General features: G+C 73.1%; 20 protein-coding genes, 1 tRNA gene and 1 pseudogene. 2 read left to right on the top strand and 20 right to left on the bottom strand.

All coding sequences use genetic code 11. The features are described from left to right. Positions 1-112 precede the first annotated feature (112 nt). Positions 113-799: pseudogene (locus Q0967_RS08290) on the top strand (SUMF1/EgtB/PvdO family nonheme iron enzyme); the annotation flags it as partial. A gap of 38 nt (positions 800-837) precedes the next feature. Here Q0967_RS08290 and Q0967_RS08295 read toward each other — a convergent pair. The 12 genes from Q0967_RS08295 to xerD form a co-directional block, all read right to left on the bottom strand. Then, positions 838-2,850, bottom strand: coding sequence for a BCCT family transporter (locus tag Q0967_RS08295; protein WP_298749213.1), 2,013 nt, complete (start codon positions 2,848-2,850; stop codon positions 838-840). Between the two features lie 132 nt (positions 2,851-2,982). After that, complete coding sequence (locus Q0967_RS08300) at positions 2,983-4,398, bottom strand: glutamate decarboxylase (protein WP_298749210.1); 1,416 nt, start codon at positions 4,396-4,398, stop codon at positions 2,983-2,985. 184 nt (positions 4,399-4,582) lie between these two features. Further along, positions 4,583-4,656, bottom strand: a tRNA-Pro gene (locus Q0967_RS08305). Positions 4,657-4,732: 76 nt separating this feature from the next. After that, positions 4,733-6,262 (bottom strand): ribosome biogenesis GTPase Der, encoded by a 1,530-nt coding sequence (gene der, locus Q0967_RS08310; protein ID WP_298749209.1) that lies wholly within the window; start codon positions 6,260-6,262, stop codon positions 4,733-4,735. Beyond that, the gene (locus Q0967_RS08315) at positions 6,259-6,747 is read right to left on the bottom strand and encodes a SufE family protein (protein WP_298749207.1); all 489 of its coding nucleotides are present in this window, start codon (positions 6,745-6,747) and stop codon (positions 6,259-6,261) included. Before Q0967_RS08315 ends, der begins: the two co-directional genes overlap by 4 nt. Positions 6,748-6,750: 3 nt before the next feature. Further along, positions 6,751-7,614: a sulfurtransferase gene (locus Q0967_RS08320; protein WP_298749204.1), complete on the bottom strand. Its 864-nt coding sequence runs from the start codon at positions 7,612-7,614 to the stop codon at positions 6,751-6,753. 9 nt (positions 7,615-7,623) lie between these two features. Next, positions 7,624-8,358, bottom strand: coding sequence for a (d)CMP kinase (gene cmk, locus Q0967_RS08325; RefSeq protein WP_298749202.1), 735 nt, complete (start codon positions 8,356-8,358; stop codon positions 7,624-7,626). A gap of 105 nt (positions 8,359-8,463) precedes the next feature. Beyond that, entirely contained in the window at positions 8,464-9,300 is an 837-nt protein-coding gene (locus tag Q0967_RS08330; RefSeq protein ID WP_363321984.1) for a pseudouridine synthase, read from the bottom strand. 125 nt (positions 9,301-9,425) lie between these two features. Next, on the bottom strand, positions 9,426-10,028 hold the full coding sequence (scpB, locus tag Q0967_RS08335; RefSeq protein ID WP_298749198.1) for an SMC-Scp complex subunit ScpB: 603 nt from the start codon (positions 10,026-10,028) through the stop codon (positions 9,426-9,428). Continuing rightward, a complete protein-coding gene (locus Q0967_RS08340) occupies positions 10,012-10,833 on the bottom strand; it encodes a ScpA family protein (protein ID WP_298749704.1) in 822 nt (273 codons plus the stop codon). The genes scpB and Q0967_RS08340 overlap by 17 nt, the downstream gene beginning before the upstream one ends. A 56-nt stretch (positions 10,834-10,889) precedes the next feature. Beyond that, a complete protein-coding gene (locus Q0967_RS08345; RefSeq protein ID WP_298749196.1) occupies positions 10,890-11,774 on the bottom strand; it encodes a ParA family protein in 885 nt (294 codons plus the stop codon). Between the two features lie 134 nt (positions 11,775-11,908). Beyond that, entirely contained in the window at positions 11,909-12,892 is a 984-nt protein-coding gene (gene xerD / locus Q0967_RS08350) for a site-specific tyrosine recombinase XerD (protein ID WP_298749194.1), read from the bottom strand. A 164-nt stretch (positions 12,893-13,056) separates the two neighbouring features. On the opposite strand from xerD, the gene Q0967_RS08355 reads away from it, so the two are divergent. Further along, the gene (locus Q0967_RS08355; protein WP_299449587.1) at positions 13,057-13,671 is read left to right on the top strand and encodes a hypothetical protein; all 615 of its coding nucleotides are present in this window, start codon (positions 13,057-13,059) and stop codon (positions 13,669-13,671) included. Between the two features lie 65 nt (positions 13,672-13,736). Here Q0967_RS08355 and hisIE read toward each other — a convergent pair whose 3' ends face one another. The 8 genes from hisIE to hisG are packed head-to-tail and all read right to left on the bottom strand — an operon-like array spanning position 13,737 to position 21,034. Next, on the bottom strand, positions 13,737-14,408 hold the full coding sequence (hisIE, locus tag Q0967_RS08360) for a bifunctional phosphoribosyl-AMP cyclohydrolase/phosphoribosyl-ATP diphosphatase HisIE (RefSeq protein WP_298749190.1): 672 nt from the start codon (positions 14,406-14,408) through the stop codon (positions 13,737-13,739). Continuing rightward, positions 14,405-15,214 carry an imidazole glycerol phosphate synthase subunit HisF gene (hisF, locus tag Q0967_RS08365; protein ID WP_298749188.1) on the bottom strand — a complete coding sequence of 270 codons (810 nt, stop codon included), beginning with the start codon at positions 15,212-15,214 and terminating at the stop codon, positions 14,405-14,407. Before hisF ends, hisIE begins: the two co-directional genes overlap by 4 nt. After that, positions 15,211-15,999 (bottom strand): 1-(5-phosphoribosyl)-5-[(5-phosphoribosylamino)methylideneamino]imidazole-4-carboxamide isomerase, encoded by a 789-nt coding sequence (gene hisA, locus Q0967_RS08370; RefSeq protein ID WP_298749186.1) that lies wholly within the window; start codon positions 15,997-15,999, stop codon positions 15,211-15,213. The genes hisF and hisA overlap by 4 nt, the downstream gene beginning before the upstream one ends. Before the next feature lie 8 nt (positions 16,000-16,007). Beyond that, positions 16,008-16,610: an imidazole glycerol phosphate synthase subunit HisH gene (hisH, locus tag Q0967_RS08375; protein ID WP_298749184.1), complete on the bottom strand. Its 603-nt coding sequence runs from the start codon at positions 16,608-16,610 to the stop codon at positions 16,008-16,010. Further along, on the bottom strand, positions 16,607-17,677 hold the full coding sequence (hisB, locus tag Q0967_RS08380) for a bifunctional histidinol-phosphatase/imidazoleglycerol-phosphate dehydratase HisB (RefSeq protein ID WP_298749182.1): 1,071 nt from the start codon (positions 17,675-17,677) through the stop codon (positions 16,607-16,609). The genes hisH and hisB overlap by 4 nt, the downstream gene beginning before the upstream one ends. Beyond that, complete coding sequence (gene hisC / locus Q0967_RS08385; protein ID WP_298749180.1) at positions 17,674-18,819, bottom strand: histidinol-phosphate transaminase; 1,146 nt, start codon at positions 18,817-18,819, stop codon at positions 17,674-17,676. Before hisC ends, hisB begins: the two co-directional genes overlap by 4 nt. Continuing rightward, the gene (gene hisD, locus Q0967_RS08390) at positions 18,816-20,129 is read right to left on the bottom strand and encodes a histidinol dehydrogenase (RefSeq protein ID WP_298749178.1); all 1,314 of its coding nucleotides are present in this window, start codon (positions 20,127-20,129) and stop codon (positions 18,816-18,818) included. The genes hisC and hisD overlap by 4 nt, the downstream gene beginning before the upstream one ends. Beyond that, a complete protein-coding gene (gene hisG, locus Q0967_RS08395; RefSeq protein ID WP_139721303.1) occupies positions 20,126-21,034 on the bottom strand; it encodes an ATP phosphoribosyltransferase in 909 nt (302 codons plus the stop codon). Before hisG ends, hisD begins: the two co-directional genes overlap by 4 nt. Between the last annotated feature and the right edge of the window lie 58 nt (positions 21,035-21,092).

The raw sequence follows: 21,092 nt of genomic DNA on the forward strand, positions 1-21,092 counted from the left end.
CCGGCCGGCGACGTCGTCGCCCGCGAGGGCGGACCCGACCGTGGTCGCCCGGCTGGCCCACCGGGCCCCGTCCCGGCTCACCCTCGTCGGGCTGCGCGGCGGGACCTTCCGGATGGGCAGCGAGGACGCCCTGGCCTATCCCGAGGACGGCGAGGGTCCGGTGCGGACGGTGCACGTCGACCCGTTCGCCCTCTCCCCCACCACCGTCACCGTGGCGGCGTTCGCGGCCTTCGTGCAGGAGACGGGGCACCGCACGGACGCCGAGCGGCACGGCAGCTCCTTCGTGTTCGTCGGTCTGCTTGCCCCGGAGCACCGGGAGTCCGCCCCCGCCGTACGTGCCGCCCCGTGGTGGCGCCAGGTGGCCGGAGCGACGTGGTGGGCCCCCGAGGGGCCCGGGTCCAGTGCCGAGGACCGTCCCGACCATCCCGTCACCCACGTCTCGCAGACGGATGCGCTGGCCTACGCCCGGTGGGTGGGCGCCCGGCTGCCGACCGAGGCGGAGTGGGAGCTCGCGGCGCGTGGCGGCCTGGACCAGCAGCCCTACCCCTGGGGCGCGGTCCGTGAGCCGGGCGGCCGGCCCCTGATGAACACCTTCTCCGGCACCTTCCCGGACAGCCCCGATGCACCGGTGGGCACGGTGGCCGTGGACGCCTACCCGGCGAACGGGTACGGCCTGCACCAGATGACCGGGAACGTGTGGGAGTGGACCTCCAGCGCCTTCGGCGCGGGCAGCTCCGACCCCGTCCTGCGGGGTGGCTCCTACCTCTGCCACGTGTCCTACTGCCGCCGCTACCGCACCTCCGCCCGCACCGGCGCGACCGCGGACAGCTCGCTGGCTCACACCGGGTTCCGGTTGGCGGCGTCGTCGCGGCTGGAGCCCTCGGCAGCCGGGCCTTCCTCCGGCTCGGCTGCCTCCTCCGGCCCGGGGGCCCCCTCCCCCGTGCCCTCGGCGGTCCACCCGTCGCCCCACTCGCCGGTCTCGTAGTCGTAGTCGACCGGGTCGCCGTTCTCGTCGGTCCGGCGGTACCACTCGGTGTAGTTCTCGTGCTGGGAGTCGACCTCCGCGCCGGCACCACCGCCGGGCCGGGCGTGCACCACCTCGAGCGCGAAGTCGTCGCCGTACTGGTCCACGCCCTCGACCACGGCATTGCGCACGGCGTTCTCGGCATACAGGTGGCGCAGCGTCAGCGGGTCGGTGCGCAGGTCCCCGAACCAGGCGACGATGATGAGCAGCATCACCAGGGCGAACGGCACCGCGGTGACGATCACCAGCTGCTGCAGGCCCTCGAGCGCGGTCGCGTCACCGAGCGAGAGCATCACCACGGCGATCCCGGACATGACCAGGCCCCAGAACACCACCACCCACCGCCGCGGGTTCTGGTCGCCGTTGCTGGCGAGCATCCCCATGACCACCGAGGCGGAGTCGGCCGAGGTGATGAAGAAGATCGAGAGCACCACGATGACGACGAAGGGCAGCCACCCGACGTAGGGCAGGTTGTCCAGCACCGCGAAGAACACCTCGGCGGGCGCGAGGTCGGCGCTCATGCCGGGCAGCCCTTCGCGGTACATCCAGATCGAGGTCCCGCCCATGACGCCGTAGGCGACGAAGAGCAGGGAGGACGGGATGAGGATGGTCCCGAGGAGGAACTGGCGGATGGTCCGCCCCCGCGAGATCCGGGCGATGAAGATCCCGACGAAGGGCGACCACGAGATCCACCAGGCCCAGTAGTAGACGGTCCAGGCGGACTGGTAGGCCGCGGTCTCCTCGCCCCACGACAACGACCGACCCATCATGTCGAACATGGAGCCGAGGTACTCCATCATCGCCGAGGGCAGCAGGTTCATGAGGAAGAGGGTCGGGCCCAGGAAGAGCACGATCCCCACGATGCCCACGGTCAGCACGATGTTGATGCTGGACAGGTAGCGGATGCCTCGGGCGACGCCGGACACCGCGGAGAAGATGAACCCGACCGTGAGCACGAGGATGATGACGACGAGCACCGTGTTGGTCAGCTCGTCCACGCCGGAGACGATGCTCACCCCGGCCCCGATCTGCATGGCCGCGATGCCGAGCGCGGCGGCGGTGCCGAAGAGGGTGGCGATGATCGCGAAGATGTCGACCAGCTTGCCGGCGAAGCCGTCGGTGTGCCGGGCGCCGAACAGGCTGCGGAAGATCGAGGACATGAGCAGGCTGCGCCCGCGCCGGTATGCCGCGTACGCCACCGCTCCGCCGACCAGGGCGTACATCGCCCAGGCGTGGAAGCCCCAGTGGAAGTAGGTCTGCGCCATCGCCCGGTGCAGTGCCTCGGTCGACTCCGCCTGGTTGGTCAGCGGCGGCGGCGTGACGAAGTAGGTGAGCGGCTCGGAGGGCCCGAAGAACAGCACGCCGATGCCGATGCCGGCGGCGAAGAGCATCGCCACCCACGCGAAGGTGCTGAACTCCGGTGTCTCGCCGTCCTTGCCCAGCGGGATCCTGCCGTAGGGCGAGAAGGCGATGATGAGCAGCGCCACGAGGATGACGATGGCCACGCTGTTGAAGAGCCACCCCAGGTTGGTCGTCGCCCAGGCGAAGGCCGCCGCGGAGACCCGCGCGACCCCCTCGGAGTCCGCCACGCCCCAGATGACGAAGGCGACGGTGAGCACGCCGGCCAACGCGAAGACGGTCTTGCTCAGGCTGTAGCGGCGACGCTGCTCGTCCACCGAGATCCCCGGCACGAGGGCGGGGTGGATGTCGTGCGGGTACGTCGGGCGCTGGTAGTCCAGCTTGCCGAGGGAGGCACCGGCGCGGCGTCCCGCGCGGCGGGCGTCGTCGGCGAGCTTCGTGCGGGGCGGGCGGCGGTCCTCGGACATGGTGGCCTGACCTTCTCTGGGCTCGGGTGCTGTGGCGGTCACGCCGAGGAGCAGGCGGGGCCGGGTCGCGCGAGGTGTGGCGAACCATAACAGCGGTCCACGGGGCTGTCACCCGTCGACGGACGCGGTCGGTCAGTGGTGGAAGTGCGATCCCCCGGCCTCGCGCGGCAGCGGCGTCGTCAGCGACTCGAGGAACTGCACCTCGCCACGGATGTCGGCGAGCAGGGAGGAGGCCAGGTCCCGGCTCAGGCCCACCTTGACCACGATGCGCTGCAGGACGACGTCGGACAGGTCGTCCGCCATCGGGTAGGCCGGCACCAGCCACCCCTTCATCCGCAGCCGGTCGGCGAGGTCGTAGAGGCTCCACATCCGGGTCTCGGCGTCCTTGAGGACCCAGGCGAACACCGGGATGGTGTCGCCGCGGCTGACCAGGTCGAAGGGGCCCATCTCCGCGATGCCGTCTGACAGGTACTGCGCGACGTCCAGCGAGTTCTGCTGCACCTGGCGGTACCCCTCACGCCCCAGGCGGAGGAACTGGTAGTACTGCAGCAGCACCTGGGCGCCGGGACGGGAGAAGTTCAGCGCGAGCGTCGGCATGTCGCCACCGAGGTAGCTGACGTGGAAGACCAGGCTCTCCGGCAGCACCGAGGTGCTGCGCCAGACGACCCATCCCACCCCGGGGTAGACCAGACCGTACTTGTGCCCCGAGGTGCTGATGGAGTTCACCCGCTCGACCTGGAAGTCCCAGACGAGGTCCGGCTGGCAGAACGGCGCCACCATGGCACCGGACGCACCGTCGACGTGGATCCGCACGTCCAGGCCCGTCGACGCCTGGATCTCGTCGAGCGCCCGGGCGATGTCCTCGACGGGGTCGTACAGACCGGTGAAGGTCTGGCCGAGGATCGCGACCACCCCGATCGTGTTCTCGTCGACGTACTGCGCCAGGTCGTGCCCGTCCAGGACGAGGTGGTCCTCGTTGACGGGGATGTAGCGCGCCTCGACGTCCCAGTAGTTGCAGAACTTCTCCCAGACGACCTGCACCGCCGAGGACATCACCAGGTTGGGCGACTCGGTCGACGTCCCCTCGGCCCGGCGGCGCTGCTGCCAGAGCCGCTTGAGGGCGAGCCCGCCGAGCATGCACGCCTCCGAGGAACCGATCGCCGAGGTGCCGATCGTGTCGGACGGGTCGGGCGCGTTCCACAGGTCCGCGAGGATGCGCCAGCACCGGTCCTCGATCGCGGCCGTCGCCGGGTACTCGTCCTTGTCGACCATGTTCTTGTCGGCGGCCTCGGCGTAGAGCGTCCTCGCCTCGTCGTCCATCCAGGTCGTGACGAAGGTCGCGAGGTTGAGCCGGGAGTTCCCGTCGAGCATCGCCTCGTCGTGCACGATCTGGTAGGCCGTCTCCGGCAGGGACGGACCGTCCGGGAGGCGGAACTTCGGCAGCTCGGTCGCCTCGCCCGGGCGGACGAACACCGGGTTCAGGGAGAGCGTGTCGTCGACGTTGGTCGACTGGCGGGCGTGGGTCCTGTTGGTGTGCTTCGCGTCCATGGCGCTCCTGGTCTCGAGGTCGGGCGTCGGCGGGAGGACGCCTCCAGGCCTCTTCCTACCCCGAGTCCCCGACGTCGACCACCCGACGTCGGCCGGCAGCCCGGTCAGCCGTGGCGCGCGCGTCGCACGGCCCCCGGACACGACGAAGCCCTGGCGAGAGGAAACCTCTCACCAGGGCTTTTCGTCGGGATGACAGGATTTGAACCTGCGACCCCTTGACCCCCAGTCAAGTGCGCTACCAAGCTGCGCCACATCCCGTTGTTCTGTTGTCCGCCCGGCTGGGCGAGGATCAGGTTAGCCCATCGGTGCCCGGCTGACCCAATCCCCGGGTGGGTCAGCGGCGGCGCTTCTCCCGCACCCGCACCGAGATCTCGATCGGGGTGCCGGCGAAGCCGAACTGCTCGCGCAGCCGACGCTCCAGGAACCGTCGGTAGCCCGCCTCGACGAAGCCCGAGGCGAAGATGACGAACTTCGGCGGGCGGGTGTCGGCCTGCGTCGCGAAGAGCACCCTCGGCTGCTTGCCGCTGCGCACCGGGTGCGGGTGGCCGGCCACGACCTCCCCGAGGAAGGCGTTGAGCCGGGCCGTGGGGATCCGGCGGTCCCAGGAGGCCAGCGCGGTGTCCAGAGCGGGCACCAGCTTGGCGACGTTGCGCCCGGTGGCCGCGGAGATGTTGACCCGCGGGGCCCAGGTGATCTGGACCAGCTCGCGCTCGATCTCGCGCTCGAGGTAGTAGCGCCGCTCCTCGTCGAGGGTGTCCCACTTGTTGTAGGCCACGACCAGCGCCCGCCCGGCATCCACGACCTGCTGGATCACCCGGATGTCCTGCTCGGCGATGGGCTCGGAGACGTCCACCAGGACGACGGCGACCTCGGCCTTCTCCAGCGCGGCCTGCGTGCGCAGCGAGGCGTAGAAGTCGGCTCCCCGCGTCTGGTGCACCCGCCGGCGGATGCCCGCGGTGTCGACGAACCGCCATACCCTCCCGTCGTCGCCGAGCTCGATGAGCTCGTCGACCGGGTCGCGGGTGGTCCCGGCCACGTCGTCGACGACGACCCGGTCGGTCCCGGCGAGCTTGTTGAGCAGGGAGGACTTGCCGACGTTGGGGCGCCCGACGAGGGCGACCCGCCGCGGTCCCCCGCGCTCGCCGACCCCGGCGACCGCCGAGGTGTCCGGCAGCACGTCGAGCAGCGCGTCGAGGACGTCGCCCGAGCCGCGTCCGTGCAGGGCGGACACCGGCCACGGCTGACCCAGGCCCAGGCTCCACAGCATCGCCGCGTCGGCCTCGAAGCGCTGGTCGTCGACCTTGTTGGCGACCAGGACGACCGGCTTGCCCGAGCGCCGCAGCAGCCGGACCACCTGCTCGTCGGTGTCGGTGGCCCCGACCGTCGCGTCGACGACGAACATCACCGCGTCGGCCAGCTCCACGGCCACCTCGGCCTGCTCGGCGACCCGCAGGTGGATGCCCCGGGCGTCGACCTCCCAGCCGCCGGTGTCCACGACGGTGAACCGGCGACCGGACCACTCGGCGTCGTAGGCGACCCGGTCACGGGTGACGCCGGGCACGTCCTCGACGACCGCCTCGCGGCGTCCCAGGATCCGGTTGACCAGGCTGGACTTGCCGACGTTGGGGCGGCCGACGATCGCGACGACCGGGCGGCCGCCCGCGGCGCCCTCCTCGTCCTCCGGGAGCTCGCCGCGCTCGACCAGCGCCTGGTCCTCCTCGGAGAGCTCGAAGTCGACGAGCCCCGCCCGCAGGGCCTGCTCCAGCGCCTCGTCCTGCTCGCTGGGCTCGAGGTCGGGGAGCGCGTCGGGGTCACCGCCGGTCCACTCGACCTCGACGTCCCCGTCGTCCTGGGGCCCGCTCATGCGCTCTCCTGCCCGGCCTCGGCGGTGCGGGCGTCGTCGCGCAGCCGCACCTGTCGCTTGATCCGGCTCAGCATGCCGACCATGCCCCGCATCCGCAGCGGGGAGACCGCCTCGGCCAGGCCGAACCGGTAGGGGGCGTCGTCGGGGACGTCCAGCACCGTCCGGGCCGGCAGCCCGTCCAGGCTCTCGTGGAGGATCCCCGCGAAGCCGCGGGTGGTGGGCGCCTCGGGCGGGGCGTCGAAGAACAGCCGGACGGTGTGCTCCGGATCGTCCTCGACCTCGACCGCGAGGAAGAGGGGAGACTGGCACTCGTCGACCCGCTCCATCGTGTCCAGGCTGCCGTCGAAGCGCGCGGGCAGGGCCGGCAGCTCGCGCGAGAGCTCCAGCAGCAGCTGCAGCCGCTCGGGCTGGCTCACCGCGTGGAAGTCCTCGGCGAGCTCGGCCATCGCCTCGGGCAGATCGGTCCGCTCGCTGTCCTCAGGCATACCTCACCGCTCCACGGGCACGCCGACGGAGTTGCCCCACTCGGTCCAGCTGCCGTCGTAGTTGCGCACCTTCTCGAAGCCCAGCAGGTGGGTGAGGACGAACCACGTGTGGCTGGAGCGCTCGCCGATCCGGCAGTAGGCGACCACGTCGTCGGACGTGGACAGACCCTGCTCCTCGAGGTAGAGGGCCTCGAGCTCCTCGCGGGAGCGGAAGGTGCCGTCCTCGTTGGCCGCGCGGGCCCACGGCACGGACTTCGCGCCCGGGATGTGCCCACCCCGCATGGCGCCCTCCTGCGGGTAGTCCGGCATGTGCAGCAGCTCGCCGGAGTACTCACCCGGTGAGCGCACGTCGACCAGCGGCCGGCCGAGGTGGTCGAGCACGTCGGCCTTGAACGCCCGCACGGCGCTGTCGTCGCGGTCCACGACCGGGTAGTCGGCGGGGGTCACCTCGGGCACGTCGGTGGTGAGCTCGCGGCCCTCCTCGACCCACTTCGCCCGGCCGCCGTCCAGCAGCCGCACGTCGTCGTGGCCGAAGAGGGTCATCACCCAGAGCGCGTACGCGGCCCACCAGTTGGACTTGTCGCCGTAGATGACGACCGTGGTGTCGCGGGCGACGCCACGCTCGGACATCACCTGGGCGAAGCGCTCGCCGTCGACGTAGTCCCGGGTGAGGGGGTCGTTGAGGTCGGTGTGCCAGTCCAGCTTGCGCGCGCCGGGGACGTGCCCGGTGTCGTAGAGCAGGACGTCCTCGTCGGACTCGAGGACGACCACGCCCTCGTCGTCGAGGTGCTCGGCCAGCCACGCGGTGGTGACCAGGCGCTCGGGGTGGGCGTAGGCCTGGATCTTCTCGCTCGTGCTCGTGCTCATGGGTGCTCCTCAGGCGTCGGGGTCGGTGGTGTGCGGTGCCTGCGGCTCGGTCTGCGGCGTGACCTCGCCCCGGACCAGGGCGAGCACCGCCGCGACGACCTCGTCGAAGGTCAGGTCTGAGGTGTCCAACGTCACGACCCCGTCCGCGGCTTCCATGAAGGCGCTCACGGTGGAGTCCTGCTCGTCGCGACGGACGATCTGGTCACGGGTGGCCGCCACCTGGTCGGCGTCCGCGCCGCCGTGCAGCTCGGTGGACCGCCGCGCCAGCCGGGCCTCCTCCGAGGCCGTCAGCAGCACGCGGTGCTCGGCGTCCGGGGCGACGACGGTGGTGATGTCCCGACCCTCGGCGACGATGCCGCCGCGCGCCTCGCGCTGGGCTCCGATGACCTCCCGCTGCCGGCGGCGCAGCTCGGCGCGCACGTCGAGGTTGGTCGCGACGGCGGACACCTGCTCGGTGACCCGCTGCTCGCGGATGGCGCCGGTGACGTCGGTGCCGGCCACGGTGACGCTCTGGCGGTCGGGGTCGGTCGGCACCTCGAGCGGCAGGTCGCGCGCGGCCTGGGCCACGGCCTCACGATCCTCCAGGTCCAGGCCCTGCTCGAGGCAGTGCCACGCCAACGCGCGGTACATCGCCCCGGTGTCCAGGTAGGCCAGGCCCAGCTCGCGGGCGACCGCCCGGGAGACGGAGGACTTGCCGGACCCGGAGGGCCCGTCGATGGCGACGGTGAGAGGCGGTGCGGACACGCCGCCACCCTACCCGCCGGGGGACCCCCGGCCCGCCTGCTCCCCCGCCGACGACGGTCCCGTGGAGATCGGGGGTATGACCGAGTCCCACGGGACCCTCGCGCCTTACTCCCCCGCCGAGCGGTAGAGCTGGGCGACCTCCTCGGCGGAGAGCGCGCGGTACTTGCCCGGACGCAGCTCCGCGAGCCGGATCGGCCCGATCTGGACCCGGGAGAGCGCCTCGACGGGGTAGCCGACCTCTTCCATCATCCGCCGCACGATGTGCTTGCGGCCCTCGTGCAGCACGACCTCGATGATGGAGTGGCCCGGGATGTCGTCGACGAGGCGGAAGCTGTCGGCCTTCGCCAGCCCGTCCTCGAGCTGGACACCGTCCCGCAGCTGCTTGCCGACGCCGGGTCCGACGACGCCGTGCACCTGCGCGACGTAGGTCTTGGGGACACCGTAGGCCGGGTGCTGCAGCTTGTGCGCGAGGTCCCCGTCGTTGGTGAGCAGCAGGAGTCCCTCGGTGTCGACGTCCAGGCGGCCGACGTGGAAGAGCCGCTGGGACAGGTGGCCGACGTAGTCGGTCAGGCAGGGGCGGCCCTCGTCGTCCTCCATGGTGGAGACGACCCCGGCCGGCTTGTTGAAGGCGAGATAGACCTTGTCGGTGTCCACGACGACGCGGTCGCCGTCGACGTGCACGGTCTGCCTGGACGGGTCGACGCGCACCCCCAGCTCGACCACGACCTGCCCGTCGACCTCGACGCGGCCCTCCTCGATGAGCTTCTCGCAGGCCCGTCGGCTGCCGAAGCCGGCGCCTGCCAGCAGCTTCTGCAGGCGCACGCCCTCCGGGCTGTGGACGTCGCGGGACGCCGGGTCCGGCGGGGTGCTGGGCCGGCGGCGGCGCGGAGGGCGGCTGCCCCCGGCACGGCGGGGGCCGGCGCCGCCCCCCTGGGCGGGCACGCCGGGGCCACCGCCGCGGCCGCCTCCGGAGCGCCCACCGCCGGAGCGGCCACCCCCTCGGGATCCGCCCGCGCCGTGGCTCTTGCCACCACCGCGGGATCCGGGTCGCTGCTGCTTGCCGTTGCTCATGCGAGTCCTTCCGATGCGAGCTCCTCGAGCACCTCGGCCGAGGGGAGATAGGGGGCCAGGGCCGGCAGGTCGTCCAGGCTGTCCAGGCCCATCCGCTGCAGGAACAGGTCCGTCGTGCCGTAGAGCACCGCGCCAGCGGTCGGGTCCTGCCCGGCCTCGGTCACCATGCCCCGGGCCAGCAGGGTCCGCACGACGCCGTCCACGTTGACCCCGCGGATGGCACCGATCCGGGCCCGGCTGATGGGTTGCCGGTAGGCGATGACCGCCAGGGTCTCCAGGGCGGCCTGGGTCAGCCGCGCCTGCTGGCCTCCCAGGAGGAACTGCTCCACCACCGGTGCGTATTCCGGGCGGCTGTAGATCCGCCAGCCCCTACCGAGCCGGCGCAGCATGAACCCACGCTGACCCTCGGCATACTCCTGGGCGAGCGCGTCGAGCGCCGCACCGACCTCCTCCAGCGGCAGCTCGAGGGCGCCGGCCAGGGCCTCCTCGGTGACCGGCTCGTCGACGACCATGAGGACGGCCTCGATGGCCGACCGGGCGCCGCCGGGGAGGCTACGCACGTCGATGCCGGGCTGCTCCTGCTCATCGGGTCGGCTCATCGGCCACCTCCTCGTCGAACTCCGCCCCCACCGGGGCGACGTCGCCGCCCTCCGGACCGGTCCAGCGCACGGTCAGCTCCCCCAGCGCCTCGTCCTGCTCCAGCGCCACCACGGTGTCGCGGAAGAGCTCCAGGAGGGAGAGGAAGCGGGCCACGATCACCAGCGTCGAGTCGGCGTCGGCGACCAGCTCGCGGAAGCTCGCGCTGCCGCGTGCGCGCAGCCGGGACACGACGATGGAGGCCTGCTCGCGCACCGAGACCTGGGCGGCGTGCAGGTGCTCCACACCGACGGTGGGCGGTGGCTTCGGGATCATGGCGCGGCCCGCGATCATCGCCAGCTGCTCCGGGGTGATCGTCAGCACGAGCTCGGGCAGCAGCGAGGCGAAGCGCTCCTCGACCCCGACGTCCCGGGCGAAGATGCGGCCCTTGCCCTCCATCTGGAGCCGCAGCTCGTCAGCGACCTGTTTGAAGGCGCGGTACTGCAGCAGCCGGGCGAAGAGCAGGTCGCGGGCCTCGATGAGGGCGAGGTCCTCCTCGTCGTCCTCGCGGGCGCTGGGCAGCAGCCGGGACGCCTTGAGGTCGAGCAGGGTCGCGGCGATGAGCACGAACTCGCTCGCCTGCGACAGGTCCCACTCCCCCTCCCCCTCCTGCGCCGCCCGGAGGTAGGCGACGAACTCGTCGGTGACCCGGGCCAGGGCGATCTCGGTGACGTCCAGCTTGTGCTTGGCGATGAGGCCCAGGAGCAGCTCGAACGGCCCGGAGAAGACGTCGAGGTGCACCTCGAACCCGGCCCTCCCCGACACCAGGACCCCGCCCGGCGTCTCGGGCCTCGTGCTGGCGGCGGAGGGCGTACCCACCTCGCTCAGGGTGCGCCGCCGCGGGAGACGAGCTCGCGCGCGAGCTGGCGGTAGGCCTCCGCGCCCGCGTGCGTGCTGGCGTAGGTCGTGATCGGCTCCGCGGCGAGCGTGGCGTCCGGGAACTTCACCGTGCGGCTGATGACGGTGTGGAAGACGGTGTCGCCGAAGTGGTCGACCACGCTGCGGACGACCTCGCGCGAGTGGAGGGTGCGCCCGTCGTACATCGTCGCGAGGATGCCGTCGATCTCCAGGCGCGGGTTGAGCCGGTCGGTGATCTTCTCGATCGTCTCGATGAGCAGGGCCACGCCGCGCATGGCGAAGAACTCGGTCTCCAGCGGGATGACGACACCGTGCGCGGCGGTGAGGGCGTTGACGGTCAGCAGCCCCAACGAGGGCTGGCAGTCGATGAACACGACGTCGTAGTCGTCGAGCACCGGGCGCAGGACGCGGGCCAGGACCTGCTCGCGGGCCACCTCGCCGACGAGCTGGACCTCGGCGGCCGACAGGTCGATGTTGGTCGGCAGGATGTCGATGCCGGGGAAACGGGTGGGCTGGATGACGTCCCGGACGTCGTGGCCACGCTCGACGAGCAGGTTGTAGATGGTGACGTCGAGGTCGTGGGCGCGGACCCCGAAGCCGACCGAGAGCGCGCCCTGAGGGTCGAAGTCGACCATGAGCACCTTGCGGCCGTACTCCGCCAGCGCGGCCCCCAGGTTGATGGTCGTGGTCGTCTTGCCGACGCCGCCCTTCTGGTTGCACATCGCGATGACGCGGGCCGGGCCGTGGCTGGCCAGCGGCGGGGGTGCGGCGAAGTCGGGCAACGGGCGGCCGGTGGGGCCTTCCTGCCCCACGCCCGAGGTCTCGGTACCGGGCAGCCGGTCGTGGGTCACGTGGTGTCTCCAGTGCGTGGTGGTCGTGGTCGGCGTCCCGCCGATCGCTCCGACCCTAATCCACGGCTCCAGGTGAGGGCCATCTGCCTACACCTCGACCTGAGGTTGAGACTTTACCGGAGCAGAGGCGTCGCTCAGCCCGGACCGGCACCCCGGGCGCGGGGGTGGGACTGGGCATACACCTCGCGCAGGTGCTGCGTCGAGACGTGCGTGTAGATCTGGGTCGTCGCGACCGAGGCGTGGCCGAGGAGCTCCTGCACGACGCGCACGTCCGCGCCACCGTCCAGCAGGTGGGTGGCGAAGGAGTGACGCAGGGTGTGCGGCGAGATCTCGGCGCGCAGGTCCGCCCGCTCGGCGGCGGCCTTGATCGCGGTCCACGCCGACTGCCGGGAGAGCCGCCCGCCACGGGCGTTGACGAAGACCGCCGGCGTGCCCCCGCCCCGCCCGGCCAGCGCGGGCCTGCCCCGGACCAGCCAGGCGTCGAGGGCGTCCCGCGCGTAGCGGCCCATCGGCACGACCCGCTCCTTGCGGCCCTTGCCGAACAGCCGCACCACCCCGCCGCTGCCCTCGTCCCCCCGGCCGAGCTCCAGGTCGTCCACGTCGAGGGCGATCGCCTCGCTCACCCGTGCGCCGCACCCGTAGAGCACCTCCAGCAGCGCCCGGTCCCGCAGCGCGGCGGGGGTGTCCCCCACAGCGGCCGCGTGCAGCAGCCGCTCGACGTCGTCCACGGTCAGTGCCGTGGGCAGCCGGCGTGGTGGCGTCGGCGGGGTGACCTCGCGGGCGGGGTCGGCGATGGCCTCCCCCTCCACGGCGAGGAAGGTGTGCAGGCCGCGCACCGCCACGACGGCCCGCGCCGCAGACGTCGCCGCGAGGGGCTGGTGCTCGTCGTCACCGGCACGCAGGTGGGCCAGGAAGCCGGTCACGTGCTGCTCGCTCACCTCGCTCGGCGTCCGCACGCCCAGCCCGTCCAGGTAGTGCAGGTAGCGGTCCAGGTCACGCCGGTAGGCGCGCAGCGTGTGCTCGGACCGGCCGCGCTCCACCCTGAGGTGGTCCAGCCAGTCCCCGGCCGCACGCGTCAGCGGGGTGCGCTGGGTGCTCTCGGCCGCGGACGTGGTCATGGACGCGATCCTCTCAGGTGCGGCATACCGAGGCCCCCGGGCGCGCGTCCGGTGGGTCGCGACCGCGCGTCCGGTGGGTCGCGACCGCGCGTCCGGTGGGTCACGACCGCGCGTCCGGTGCGGATCTGCCGCACGTCCGGCGCGGGTGGGTGGAGACTGCCCTCATGCGCTGGTATGCCGATGCTCCCGCCCGCCGCTCCCGTCAGGTCGTCGCCGACCTGCTCGTCCTCGGCTGGGTGGTCGCCTGGGTGCTCGTCGGCCGCCTCGTCTTCGACCTCGTCATGACCCTGGCCGCGCCGGCGGTCCCGCTGCGCGCGGCGGGGACCGGGCTCGAGACCCGGATGGAGGAGGTGGCGGGTCGGGTGACCGAGATCCCCCTGGTCGGCGACGAGCTGGACACGCCCTTCATCGGAGCCGCCGGGGTGGGGACCGACCTGGTCAGCGCCGCCGAGCGGCTGGAGTCGGGAGTGCGCACGGTCGCGTGGCTGGTCAGCGTGCTCTCGACCGTGACGCCCGTCCTCATCGTGCTGCTGCTCTGGCTGGTGCTCCGCCTCTCCTGGGTGCGCCGCGCCAGGTCCCTCGGCCGGGACCTCCTCGACCCGCGGTCCCAGGAGCTGCTCGCCCTGCGGGCCCTCGTGCACCAGCGCCCGCGCCGCCTGCAGGAGGTCCTGGACGACCCGGTCGCCGCGTGGCGATCGGGCGACCCCGTGGCACTGCGCACCCTGGCCGACCTCGAGCTCGCCGAGGTCGGGCTGCGGGGCGACCCCCGCCCGGAGTAGCGGCCCGGACGACGCGCACCGGGCGTGCCGACGAGCCGGCCCGGGAGCGACGGGACGCCGCAGCCTCAGCCGTGCCGGCGCCGCAGCACCCGCTCGACGTCGGCCAGCCCCAGGTCCCGCGAGCGCAGCAGCACCAGCAGGTGGTAGACGAGGTCGGCCGACTCACCGAGCAGCGCCTCGTCGTCCTGGGCGACCGCGGCGAGCGCCGTCTCGACCCCCTCCTCACCCACCTTCTGCGCGATCCGGCGCACGCCGCCGGTGAACAGCGTGGTGGTGTAGGACCCCTCGGGCAGCTCCAGCTGCCGCCCCCGCACGACCTCGTCGAGCTCGTGCACGAACGACCCCGGGCGCGCGCCCGGGTCGAAGCACGTCCGCTCCCCCGTGTGACACGTCGGACCGGAGGGTATGGCGTGCAGCAGCAGGGTGTCCCGGTCGCAGTCGAGCTCGACCGCCTCGACGTGCAGCACGTTGCCGCTGGACTCCCCCTTCGTCCAGAGCGCCCCCCGGCTACGGCTGTGGAAGGTCGCGAGGCCGGTGTCGAGGGTCACCCTGAGCGCCTCCTCGTCGAGGAAGCCGACCATGAGCACCTGACCGGTGCGGGCGTGCTGGACCACGCCGGGCACCAGGCCGTCGGCCTTGGCGAAGTCCACGTCCGTGACCTGGAAGCCCACCATGTGCGGCGCCCGGTCGGTCTCGGAGGCCCCGGCATCCCCGGGGGTGCGTGGGGAGTCGGTCATGAGGCCTCCCGTGTGGGGGTGGTGGGGGACGCCTCCAGGCGCACCTCGACGCCCGCCTGCGCCAGGGTCTGCTTGAGGGCGGGGATGGGGATGGACCCGTCGTGGAAGACGGTAGCCGCCAGGGCGCCGTCCACGTCGGCCTCGCGGAAGACGTCGACGAAGTGCTGGGGCGCCCCCGCACCGCCGCTGGCGACGAGGGGCACCGGGCACACCTCGCGCACGGCCGCCAGCTGCTCGAGGTCGTAGCCGTCCCGGACGCCGTCGGAGCCCATGCAGTTGAGGACCACCTCGCCCGCCCCCAGGTCCACGACGCGGCGCACCCAGTCCAGGGTCGTCACCTCCAGCGCCCGCGTGGCGTCCGGGCTGCCGGTGAGCTGGCGGATCCGCCAGTGCCCGTCCTCGTCCCGCAGGCTGTCGACGCCGACGACGACGCACTGCACCCCGAAGGCCTCGGCGAGCTCACCGACCAGCTCGGGGCGCTGCGTGGCGGGGGTGTTGACGGACACCTTGTCGGCCCCGGCGTGCAGGACGGCCCGGGCCGTGCCCACCGAGCGGATCCCGCCCGCGACGCAGAAGGGGATGTCGATGCTGCGGGCGACCCGCTCCACCCAGGCGACGTCCACGCCCCGCCCCTCGGGGCTGGCGGTGATGTCGTAGAACACGAGCTCGTCGGCGCCCGAGGCGGCGTACCGCTGCGCGAGCTCGACGATGTCGCCCATGTCCCGGTGGTCGCGGAAGCGGGTGCCCTTGACCACCCGGCCCTCGCGGACGTCCAGGCAGGGGATGATGCGGCGGGCCAGCGTCATACCTGCTCCTCCTGGACCGCGTCGCCGACGGTGAGCCGGCCCTCGAGCAGCGCCTTGCCGAGGATGATGCCCGAGCACCCGTGCTTCTTGGCCGCGCGGACGTCGTCCACGGACCGCGCCCCGCCCGAGGCCTGGACCTCCAGCGCCGGGTTGGACCGCGTGAGCATCGTGTAGAGGTGGAAGTTGGGCCCCGAGAGGGTGCCGTCGCGGCCGATGTCGGTGCACAGCACGTGCCGCAGACCCGACCCCTGGTAGTGGTGCAGGGTGGTCGTGAGGTCCTGCTCGCCGACCGAGGTCCAGCCGGAGGTGGGCAGCACCCAGCGCCCGTCCTCGCCGATCCTCGTGTCGAGGGCGACGGTGATGCGGTCCGGGCCGACGCGGTCCAGCCAGCCCGCGACCGTCTCCGGCTCGCGGACGGCCAGCGAGCCGACGACGACCCGCTCGGCGCCGGCGTCCAGGAGCTGCTGCACGTCGTCCAGGCTGCGCACCCCTCCCCCGGTCTGCACCCGCAGCCCGGTGGTCTCCACGATGGTGGTCAGCGTCTCGCCGAGGGTGTAGCCCCCGGCCCGCGCGGCGTCGAGGTCGACGAGGTGCAGCCAGGCGGCGCCGGAGCGGGCGTAGTTCTCGGCGACCGCCACCGGGTTGTCGGTGTAGCGGGTCTCCTGGTCGTAGTCGCCCCGCAGGAGGCGGACCACGGCCCCGCCGCGCACGTCGATCGCGGGGTAGACGGTGAACGGTCCGGTGTGGGTCACGTGGATCTCTCCGGTGTCGGCTTCGGGGGCCATGCGTGGTGTCATCGTTCGACCTCGTGGAGGAAGTTTCGCAGAAACCTCGCCCCGAGCGCGGAGGAACGCTCCGGGTGGAACTGCGCGCCCCACCTCAGGCCCGAGCGCACGACCGCGCTCCAGCGGCCCCCGTGCTCGGTCGCGGCCAGCGTGTGCGCCCCCGACGGGGCGGCGTAGGAGTGGACGAAGTAGGCCCGGTCCCCCTCCTCGATGCCGGTCAGCAGCGGGTCCTCGACGAGGTCGACGAGGGAGTTCCAGCCCATGTGCGGCACGCGGACGCCAGGACGCGGTGGTATGCCGCGCACCTCGCCCGGGACGAGGCCGAGGGTCTCGACCCCGCCGTCCTCGGCGGAGCGCTCGAAGAGCAGCTGCATCCCCAGGCACACGCCGAGCAGCGGCGCCTGCACCTGGTGGAGCACGTCGACGAGCCCGAGCTCGCGCAGCCGGCGCATGCCCGCCCCGGCGGCGCCCACGCCAGGGAGGATGACCCGGTCCGCGGCCAGGATGTCGCCGGGGTCGGCGGTGAGCCGGCTCGTGGCACCGAGCCGTTCGAGGGCGTAGCTCACCGAGCCGATGTTGGTGCCGCCGCCGTCGACGAGCGCGACCCTCACAGGACGCCCTTGGTCGAGGGCAGCTCGGCCGAGTCCCCCTGCCGGGCGATGCCCATCCGCAGCGCGCGGGCGACCGCCTTGAAGCCGACCTCGATCTTGTGGTGGGTGTTGCCGCCGGTGACCGACAGGTGCAGGGTGCAGCGCATGGCGTCGGCGAAGGAGCGCCAGAAGTGCTCGACCATCTCGGTGGAGAAGTCGCCGACGCTCTCGCGGTCGAAGCTGCCCTCGTAGGCGAAGTAGGGCCGCCCGGACAGGTCGATCGCCGCGGTGGCCTGCGCCTCGTCCATCGGCAGGGTGAAGCCGTAGCGGCCGATGCCCCGCTTGTCCCCGAGGGCCGTCCGGATCGCCTCGCCGACCGCGAGCGCGACGTCCTCCACCGTGTGGTGGTCGTCGATGTGCAGGTCACCCGCGCAGGCGACCCGCATCCGGAAGCCGCCGTGCTTGGCCAGCTGGTCGAGCATGTGGTCGTAGAAGCCGATCCCGGTGGAGATCTCGCTGCCACCGGTGGCGTCGAGGTCGACCTCGACCGTGATGCTGGTCTCGGAGGTGGCCCGCTCGACCCGGGCGGTGCGCGGGGCGTCGGCGAGCTCGTGCGCGATCTGCGCCCAGTCGACCTCGGGCAGCAGGTAGGTGCGGATGCCGAGGTGGTCGCCGAACTCGCGGTCGGTCGTCCGGTCGCCCACCATGACCGAGCGGTCCCAGTCGACACCGCGGTCCTTGAGCAGGTGCACGACCATGCCGATGCCGGGCTTGCGGGTCCACGGCGCGTCCGGCCCCGCGTGGTGGGGGTCGATGTGGACGTCCCTGAAGGTCACGCCCTGGCTGGTGAGGACCTGCATGACCAGGCCGTGCGCGGGGTCGAAGTCGGCCTGCGGGAAGGACTCGGTGCCCAGGCCGTCCTGGTTGCTCACCATGACGAGGTCGAAGCCGGCAGCCTGGATCCGCAGCAGCGCGGGGATGACCCCGTCGACGAAGGCCACCTTCTCGAGCGCGTCCACCTGCTGGTCGTGCGGCTCGGTGATGATCGTGCCGTCGCGGTCGACGAAGCAGATCGGGCGGGGGCTCATGCGGGGGTCTCCTCGGTCGGGGTCGGGGTCGGGGTAGGGGTGGTGGGGTGGGCCAGGGCGCTGCGCAGGGCGGTCATCTCCGGGCCGGTGCCGATGGTGATGCGCAGCGCGTCGTCCAGGCCGGGGAGGTGGCGCATGTCGCGGACGACGATGCCGGCGGCCTCCAGGGTATGCAGCAGCGCGTCCGGGTCGTCGCACCGCACCAGGAAGAAGTTGGCCTCGCTGGCGTAGACGGTGCGGACCTCGTCCAGGTCGCGCAGCCACCGCCCGACCTCGTCCCGCAGGCGCAGGACGTCACCGACGTGCTCCCCGGTCGCCTGCCGGGCCTCGGGGGCCAGGGCCCGCAGGGCGAGCGCGGTCACCGGCTCCGGCAGCGGGTAGGGCGCCTGCACCCGGCGCAGCACGGCCGTGAGGTCGGGGTGGGCCAGCGCGATGCCGACCCGGGCGCCGGCCAGGGCGTGCGCCTTGGAGAGGGTGCGCAGCACGACCAGGGTGGGGTGCTCCTCCAGGAGCGTCACGGCCGAGCGCTGGGCCGCGAACTCGCCGTAGGCCTCGTCGACGACGACGACGGCCTGGTCGGCGAGCTCCTCGGCGAGCCGGGCCACGTCGCGCAGCGGGACGACCGACCCGGTGGGGTTGCCCGGCGAGGCGAGGAAGACCACGCGGGCGCCGTGCTCCCGGGCGGCCCGGGCGACGGCGGCGATGTCGACGTGCCAGCGCAGCCCGTCGTCCACCTGCGGCACGTCGACCACGGGCACGCCGTGCAGGCGGGCGGACACGGCATACATCCCGAAGGTCGGGGAGGTGACCACGACACCGTCCCCGCCCGGGCGGCACAGGCTGCGCACGAGCAGCTCGATGGCCTCGTCGCTGCCGCGGCCGACGACGACCCGGTCGGGCGTCGTCGCCCACAGGTCGGCGAACGCCTCGACGAGCTCGGCGGGCTGCGGGTCCGGGTAGCGACGGGAGGCGCCCGAGGCGTCGGCGGGGTTGGCCACCCCGGACTCGTTGGCGTTGAGCCAGATGCGGTCCGTCGTGCCGGTGGGCGTGCTGGTGCGGGCCGAGGAGTAGCCGGCGAAGCCCCGCAGGTCGGGCCGCAGGAGGTCGACGGGGAAGGCGAGCTCCTCGCGCGCCGGGCTCACGTCGCCGCTCCCGCGCGCAGGCGGTCGAGACGACGGGTCACCGCGCGCTGGTGGGCGTGCAGCGCCTCGGCCTCGGAGAGGGTCACCGCGCACGGTCCCACGGCCGCCAGCCCCTGCGGCGTGGCCTGCTGGACGGTCATGGCGATCTGGAAGGCCGAGACGTTGACCCCACCGGTGAAGCGCGCGGCGCCGGCCGTCGGGAGCACGTGGTTGGTGCCCGAGCAGTAGTCGCCCAGCGTCTCCGGCGTGTGGTCCCCGAGGAAGACCGACCCGGCCCGGTCGATGCGGTCCACCCAGTCCTCGGCGTCGCGCAGGGCCAGGATGAGGTGCTCGGGGGCGTAGTCGTTGGAGACCTCCACCGCCTGGTCGAGGTCGGCGGTGACGACGAGCCGGGAGGACGCCAGCGCCTTGCGGGCGATCTCGGCCCGCGGCAGCGACTCGACCTGCTCGGCGACCTGGGCGGCGACGGCGGACGCGAGCTGCGGGCTGTCGGTGAGGAGGACGACCTGGCTGTCCGGGCCGTGCTCGGCCTGCGAGAGCAGGTCGGCCGCGACGAACTCGGGGTCGGCCCCCGCGTCGGCGATGACCAGGACCTCCGAGGGACCGGCCGGCATGTCGATGCCGGGGCCCCCCTCGGCGGTGCTCACCTGCCGCTTGGCCTCGGTCACCCAGGCGTTGCCCGGCCCGAAAAGCTTGTCGCAGGCCGGGACCGACTCGGTGCCGTAGGCCATCGCGGCGACCGCCTGGGCTCCCCCGACGACGAAGACGTCCTCGATGCCGCACTCGGCCGCGGCCGCCAGCACGGCCGGGTCGGCGGTGCCGTCCGGCCGCGGCGGCGTGCAGAGCACGACCTCGGGGCAGCCGGCGAGCTGGGCCGGCACGCCCAGCATGAGCGCGGTGCTGGGCAGCGGGGCCGACCCCGCCGGGACGTAGAGGCCGACCCGCCGGATCGGGCGGACCACCCGCCGGCAGACGACGCCGGGAGCCGTCTCCACGGCATACCCCTGCTGCACGCCGGCCTCGTGGAAGGCGCGGATGCGTCCGGCGGCCTCGGCGATCGCGGCGCGCAGCTCCGGCTCCAGGGAGGCGACCGCGGCGTCCCGGTCGGCCACCGGGACCCGGATGGCGGACGGCCGGGCGCCGTCGAACCGCGCCGTGAGCTCCACCAGCGCCTCGTCGCCGCCCTCGCGCACCTGCTGCAGGATCTGCGCGACGCCGGCGGTGACCTCCGGCCCGGCGGCCGCGGTCCCGCGCCGCAGCGCCTCGCGCCGCTCGGTCTCGTCGAGCTCGGTCCAGGTGAGGATGTTCATGCCAGCATCCCCTCCACCGGCAGCACCATGAGGTTGTGCGCACCGGAGCGCTTGAGGTCCTCCAGCCGCGCCCACGAGACCGGGCCGTGCACGAGCATCTGCAGCGCCACCTCGTCGCGCCCCTCGACGGCCATGACCGTCGGCTCGTGGCCCTCGGGCAGCAGCCCGAGGACGGTGTCGAGACCGCTGCGCGCGGTGCGCAGCATGAGCAGCCGGGACTCCTTGAGCTGCACGGCCCCGTCGAGCCGGCGCAGCAGCAGGTCGGCGATCTCCTGGCGCCCGTCGTCCAGGGTCCGCCCCGGCCCGGCGATGACGGCCTCGCTGTGCAGGATCGTCGTCACCGGGGTGAGCTGGTTGGCCCGGAGGGTGCCGCCGGTGGAGACGAGGTCGCACACGACGTCGGCCTGGCCCAGCCGCGGGGCGATCTCGACCGAGCCGTTGAGCACGACCGGGTCGGCCTGCACGCCCTGCTCGGCCAGCCAGCGGCCGAGGGTGTGCGGGTAGGACGTGGCGATCCGCAGGCCGGCCAGCTGCTCGGGCCCGGTCCACTCCTGCTCCTCGTCGATGGCGATGTCGAGGCGGCAGGTGCCCCACCCCAGCTGGCGCCACTCGGTGAGCTCCACCCCGCGCCCCTGGGCCTCCCGGGCCAGGCCGTGCTCGACGAGCACGTTGCGCCCGACGATCCCGAGGTCGCACACGCCGTCGGCGATGAGCCCGGGGATGTCGTCGTCACGGACCAGCAGCAGGTCGACCGGCAGGCTCTCGCCGTAGCAGAACAGCCGGTCCCGGCTCTCCCGCCAGGTCAGCCCGCAGGAGGCGAGCAGCTCGCGGGCCGGGTCGCCCAGGCGGCCGGACTTCTGGATCGCCACGCGCAGGCGCTCGCGGGGCTGGGCAGGCGGGGTCATCGGGGCCTTTCCGGAGGATCAGGGTTCTCGCACCGTCACGGTGCTCGGGGGTGGGGCT

It is taken from the genome of uncultured Serinicoccus sp., from assembly GCF_947500995.1.
Taxonomy (GTDB): domain Bacteria; phylum Actinomycetota; class Actinomycetes; order Actinomycetales; family Dermatophilaceae; genus Ornithinicoccus.

What these genes read in the sequence shown, in the direction of transcription:
- Q0967_RS08320 (WP_298749204.1), bottom strand. Translation starts at nt 7,614, where the DNA reads ATGAGCACGAGCACGAGCGAGAAGATCCAGGCCTACGCCCACCCCGAG.
- hisB (WP_298749182.1), bottom strand. Translation starts at nt 17,677, where the DNA reads ATGAGCCCCCGCCCGATCTGCTTCGTCGACCGCGACGGCACGATCATC.
- hisF (WP_298749188.1), bottom strand. Translation starts at nt 15,214, where the DNA reads ATGACGCTGGCCCGCCGCATCATCCCCTGCCTGGACGTCCGCGAGGGC.
- Q0967_RS08355 (WP_299449587.1), top strand. Translation starts at nt 13,057, where the DNA reads ATGCGCTGGTATGCCGATGCTCCCGCCCGCCGCTCCCGTCAGGTCGTC.
- Q0967_RS08300 (WP_298749210.1), bottom strand. Translation starts at nt 4,398, where the DNA reads ATGGACGCGAAGCACACCAACAGGACCCACGCCCGCCAGTCGACCAAC.
- der (WP_298749209.1), bottom strand. Translation starts at nt 6,262, where the DNA reads ATGAGCGGGCCCCAGGACGACGGGGACGTCGAGGTCGAGTGGACCGGC.
- scpB (WP_298749198.1), bottom strand. Translation starts at nt 10,028, where the DNA reads ATGAGCCGACCCGATGAGCAGGAGCAGCCCGGCATCGACGTGCGTAGC.
- hisIE (WP_298749190.1), bottom strand. Translation starts at nt 14,408, where the DNA reads ATGACCGACTCCCCACGCACCCCCGGGGATGCCGGGGCCTCCGAGACC.
- hisG (WP_139721303.1), bottom strand. Translation starts at nt 21,034, where the DNA reads ATGACCCCGCCTGCCCAGCCCCGCGAGCGCCTGCGCGTGGCGATCCAG.
- hisA (WP_298749186.1), bottom strand. Translation starts at nt 15,999, where the DNA reads ATGGCCCCCGAAGCCGACACCGGAGAGATCCACGTGACCCACACCGGA.
- Q0967_RS08315 (WP_298749207.1), bottom strand. Translation starts at nt 6,747, where the DNA reads ATGCCTGAGGACAGCGAGCGGACCGATCTGCCCGAGGCGATGGCCGAG.
- hisD (WP_298749178.1), bottom strand. Translation starts at nt 20,129, where the DNA reads ATGAACATCCTCACCTGGACCGAGCTCGACGAGACCGAGCGGCGCGAG.
- Q0967_RS08295 (WP_298749213.1), bottom strand. Translation starts at nt 2,850, where the DNA reads ATGTCCGAGGACCGCCGCCCGCCCCGCACGAAGCTCGCCGACGACGCC.
- xerD (WP_298749194.1), bottom strand. Translation starts at nt 12,892, where the DNA reads ATGACCACGTCCGCGGCCGAGAGCACCCAGCGCACCCCGCTGACGCGT.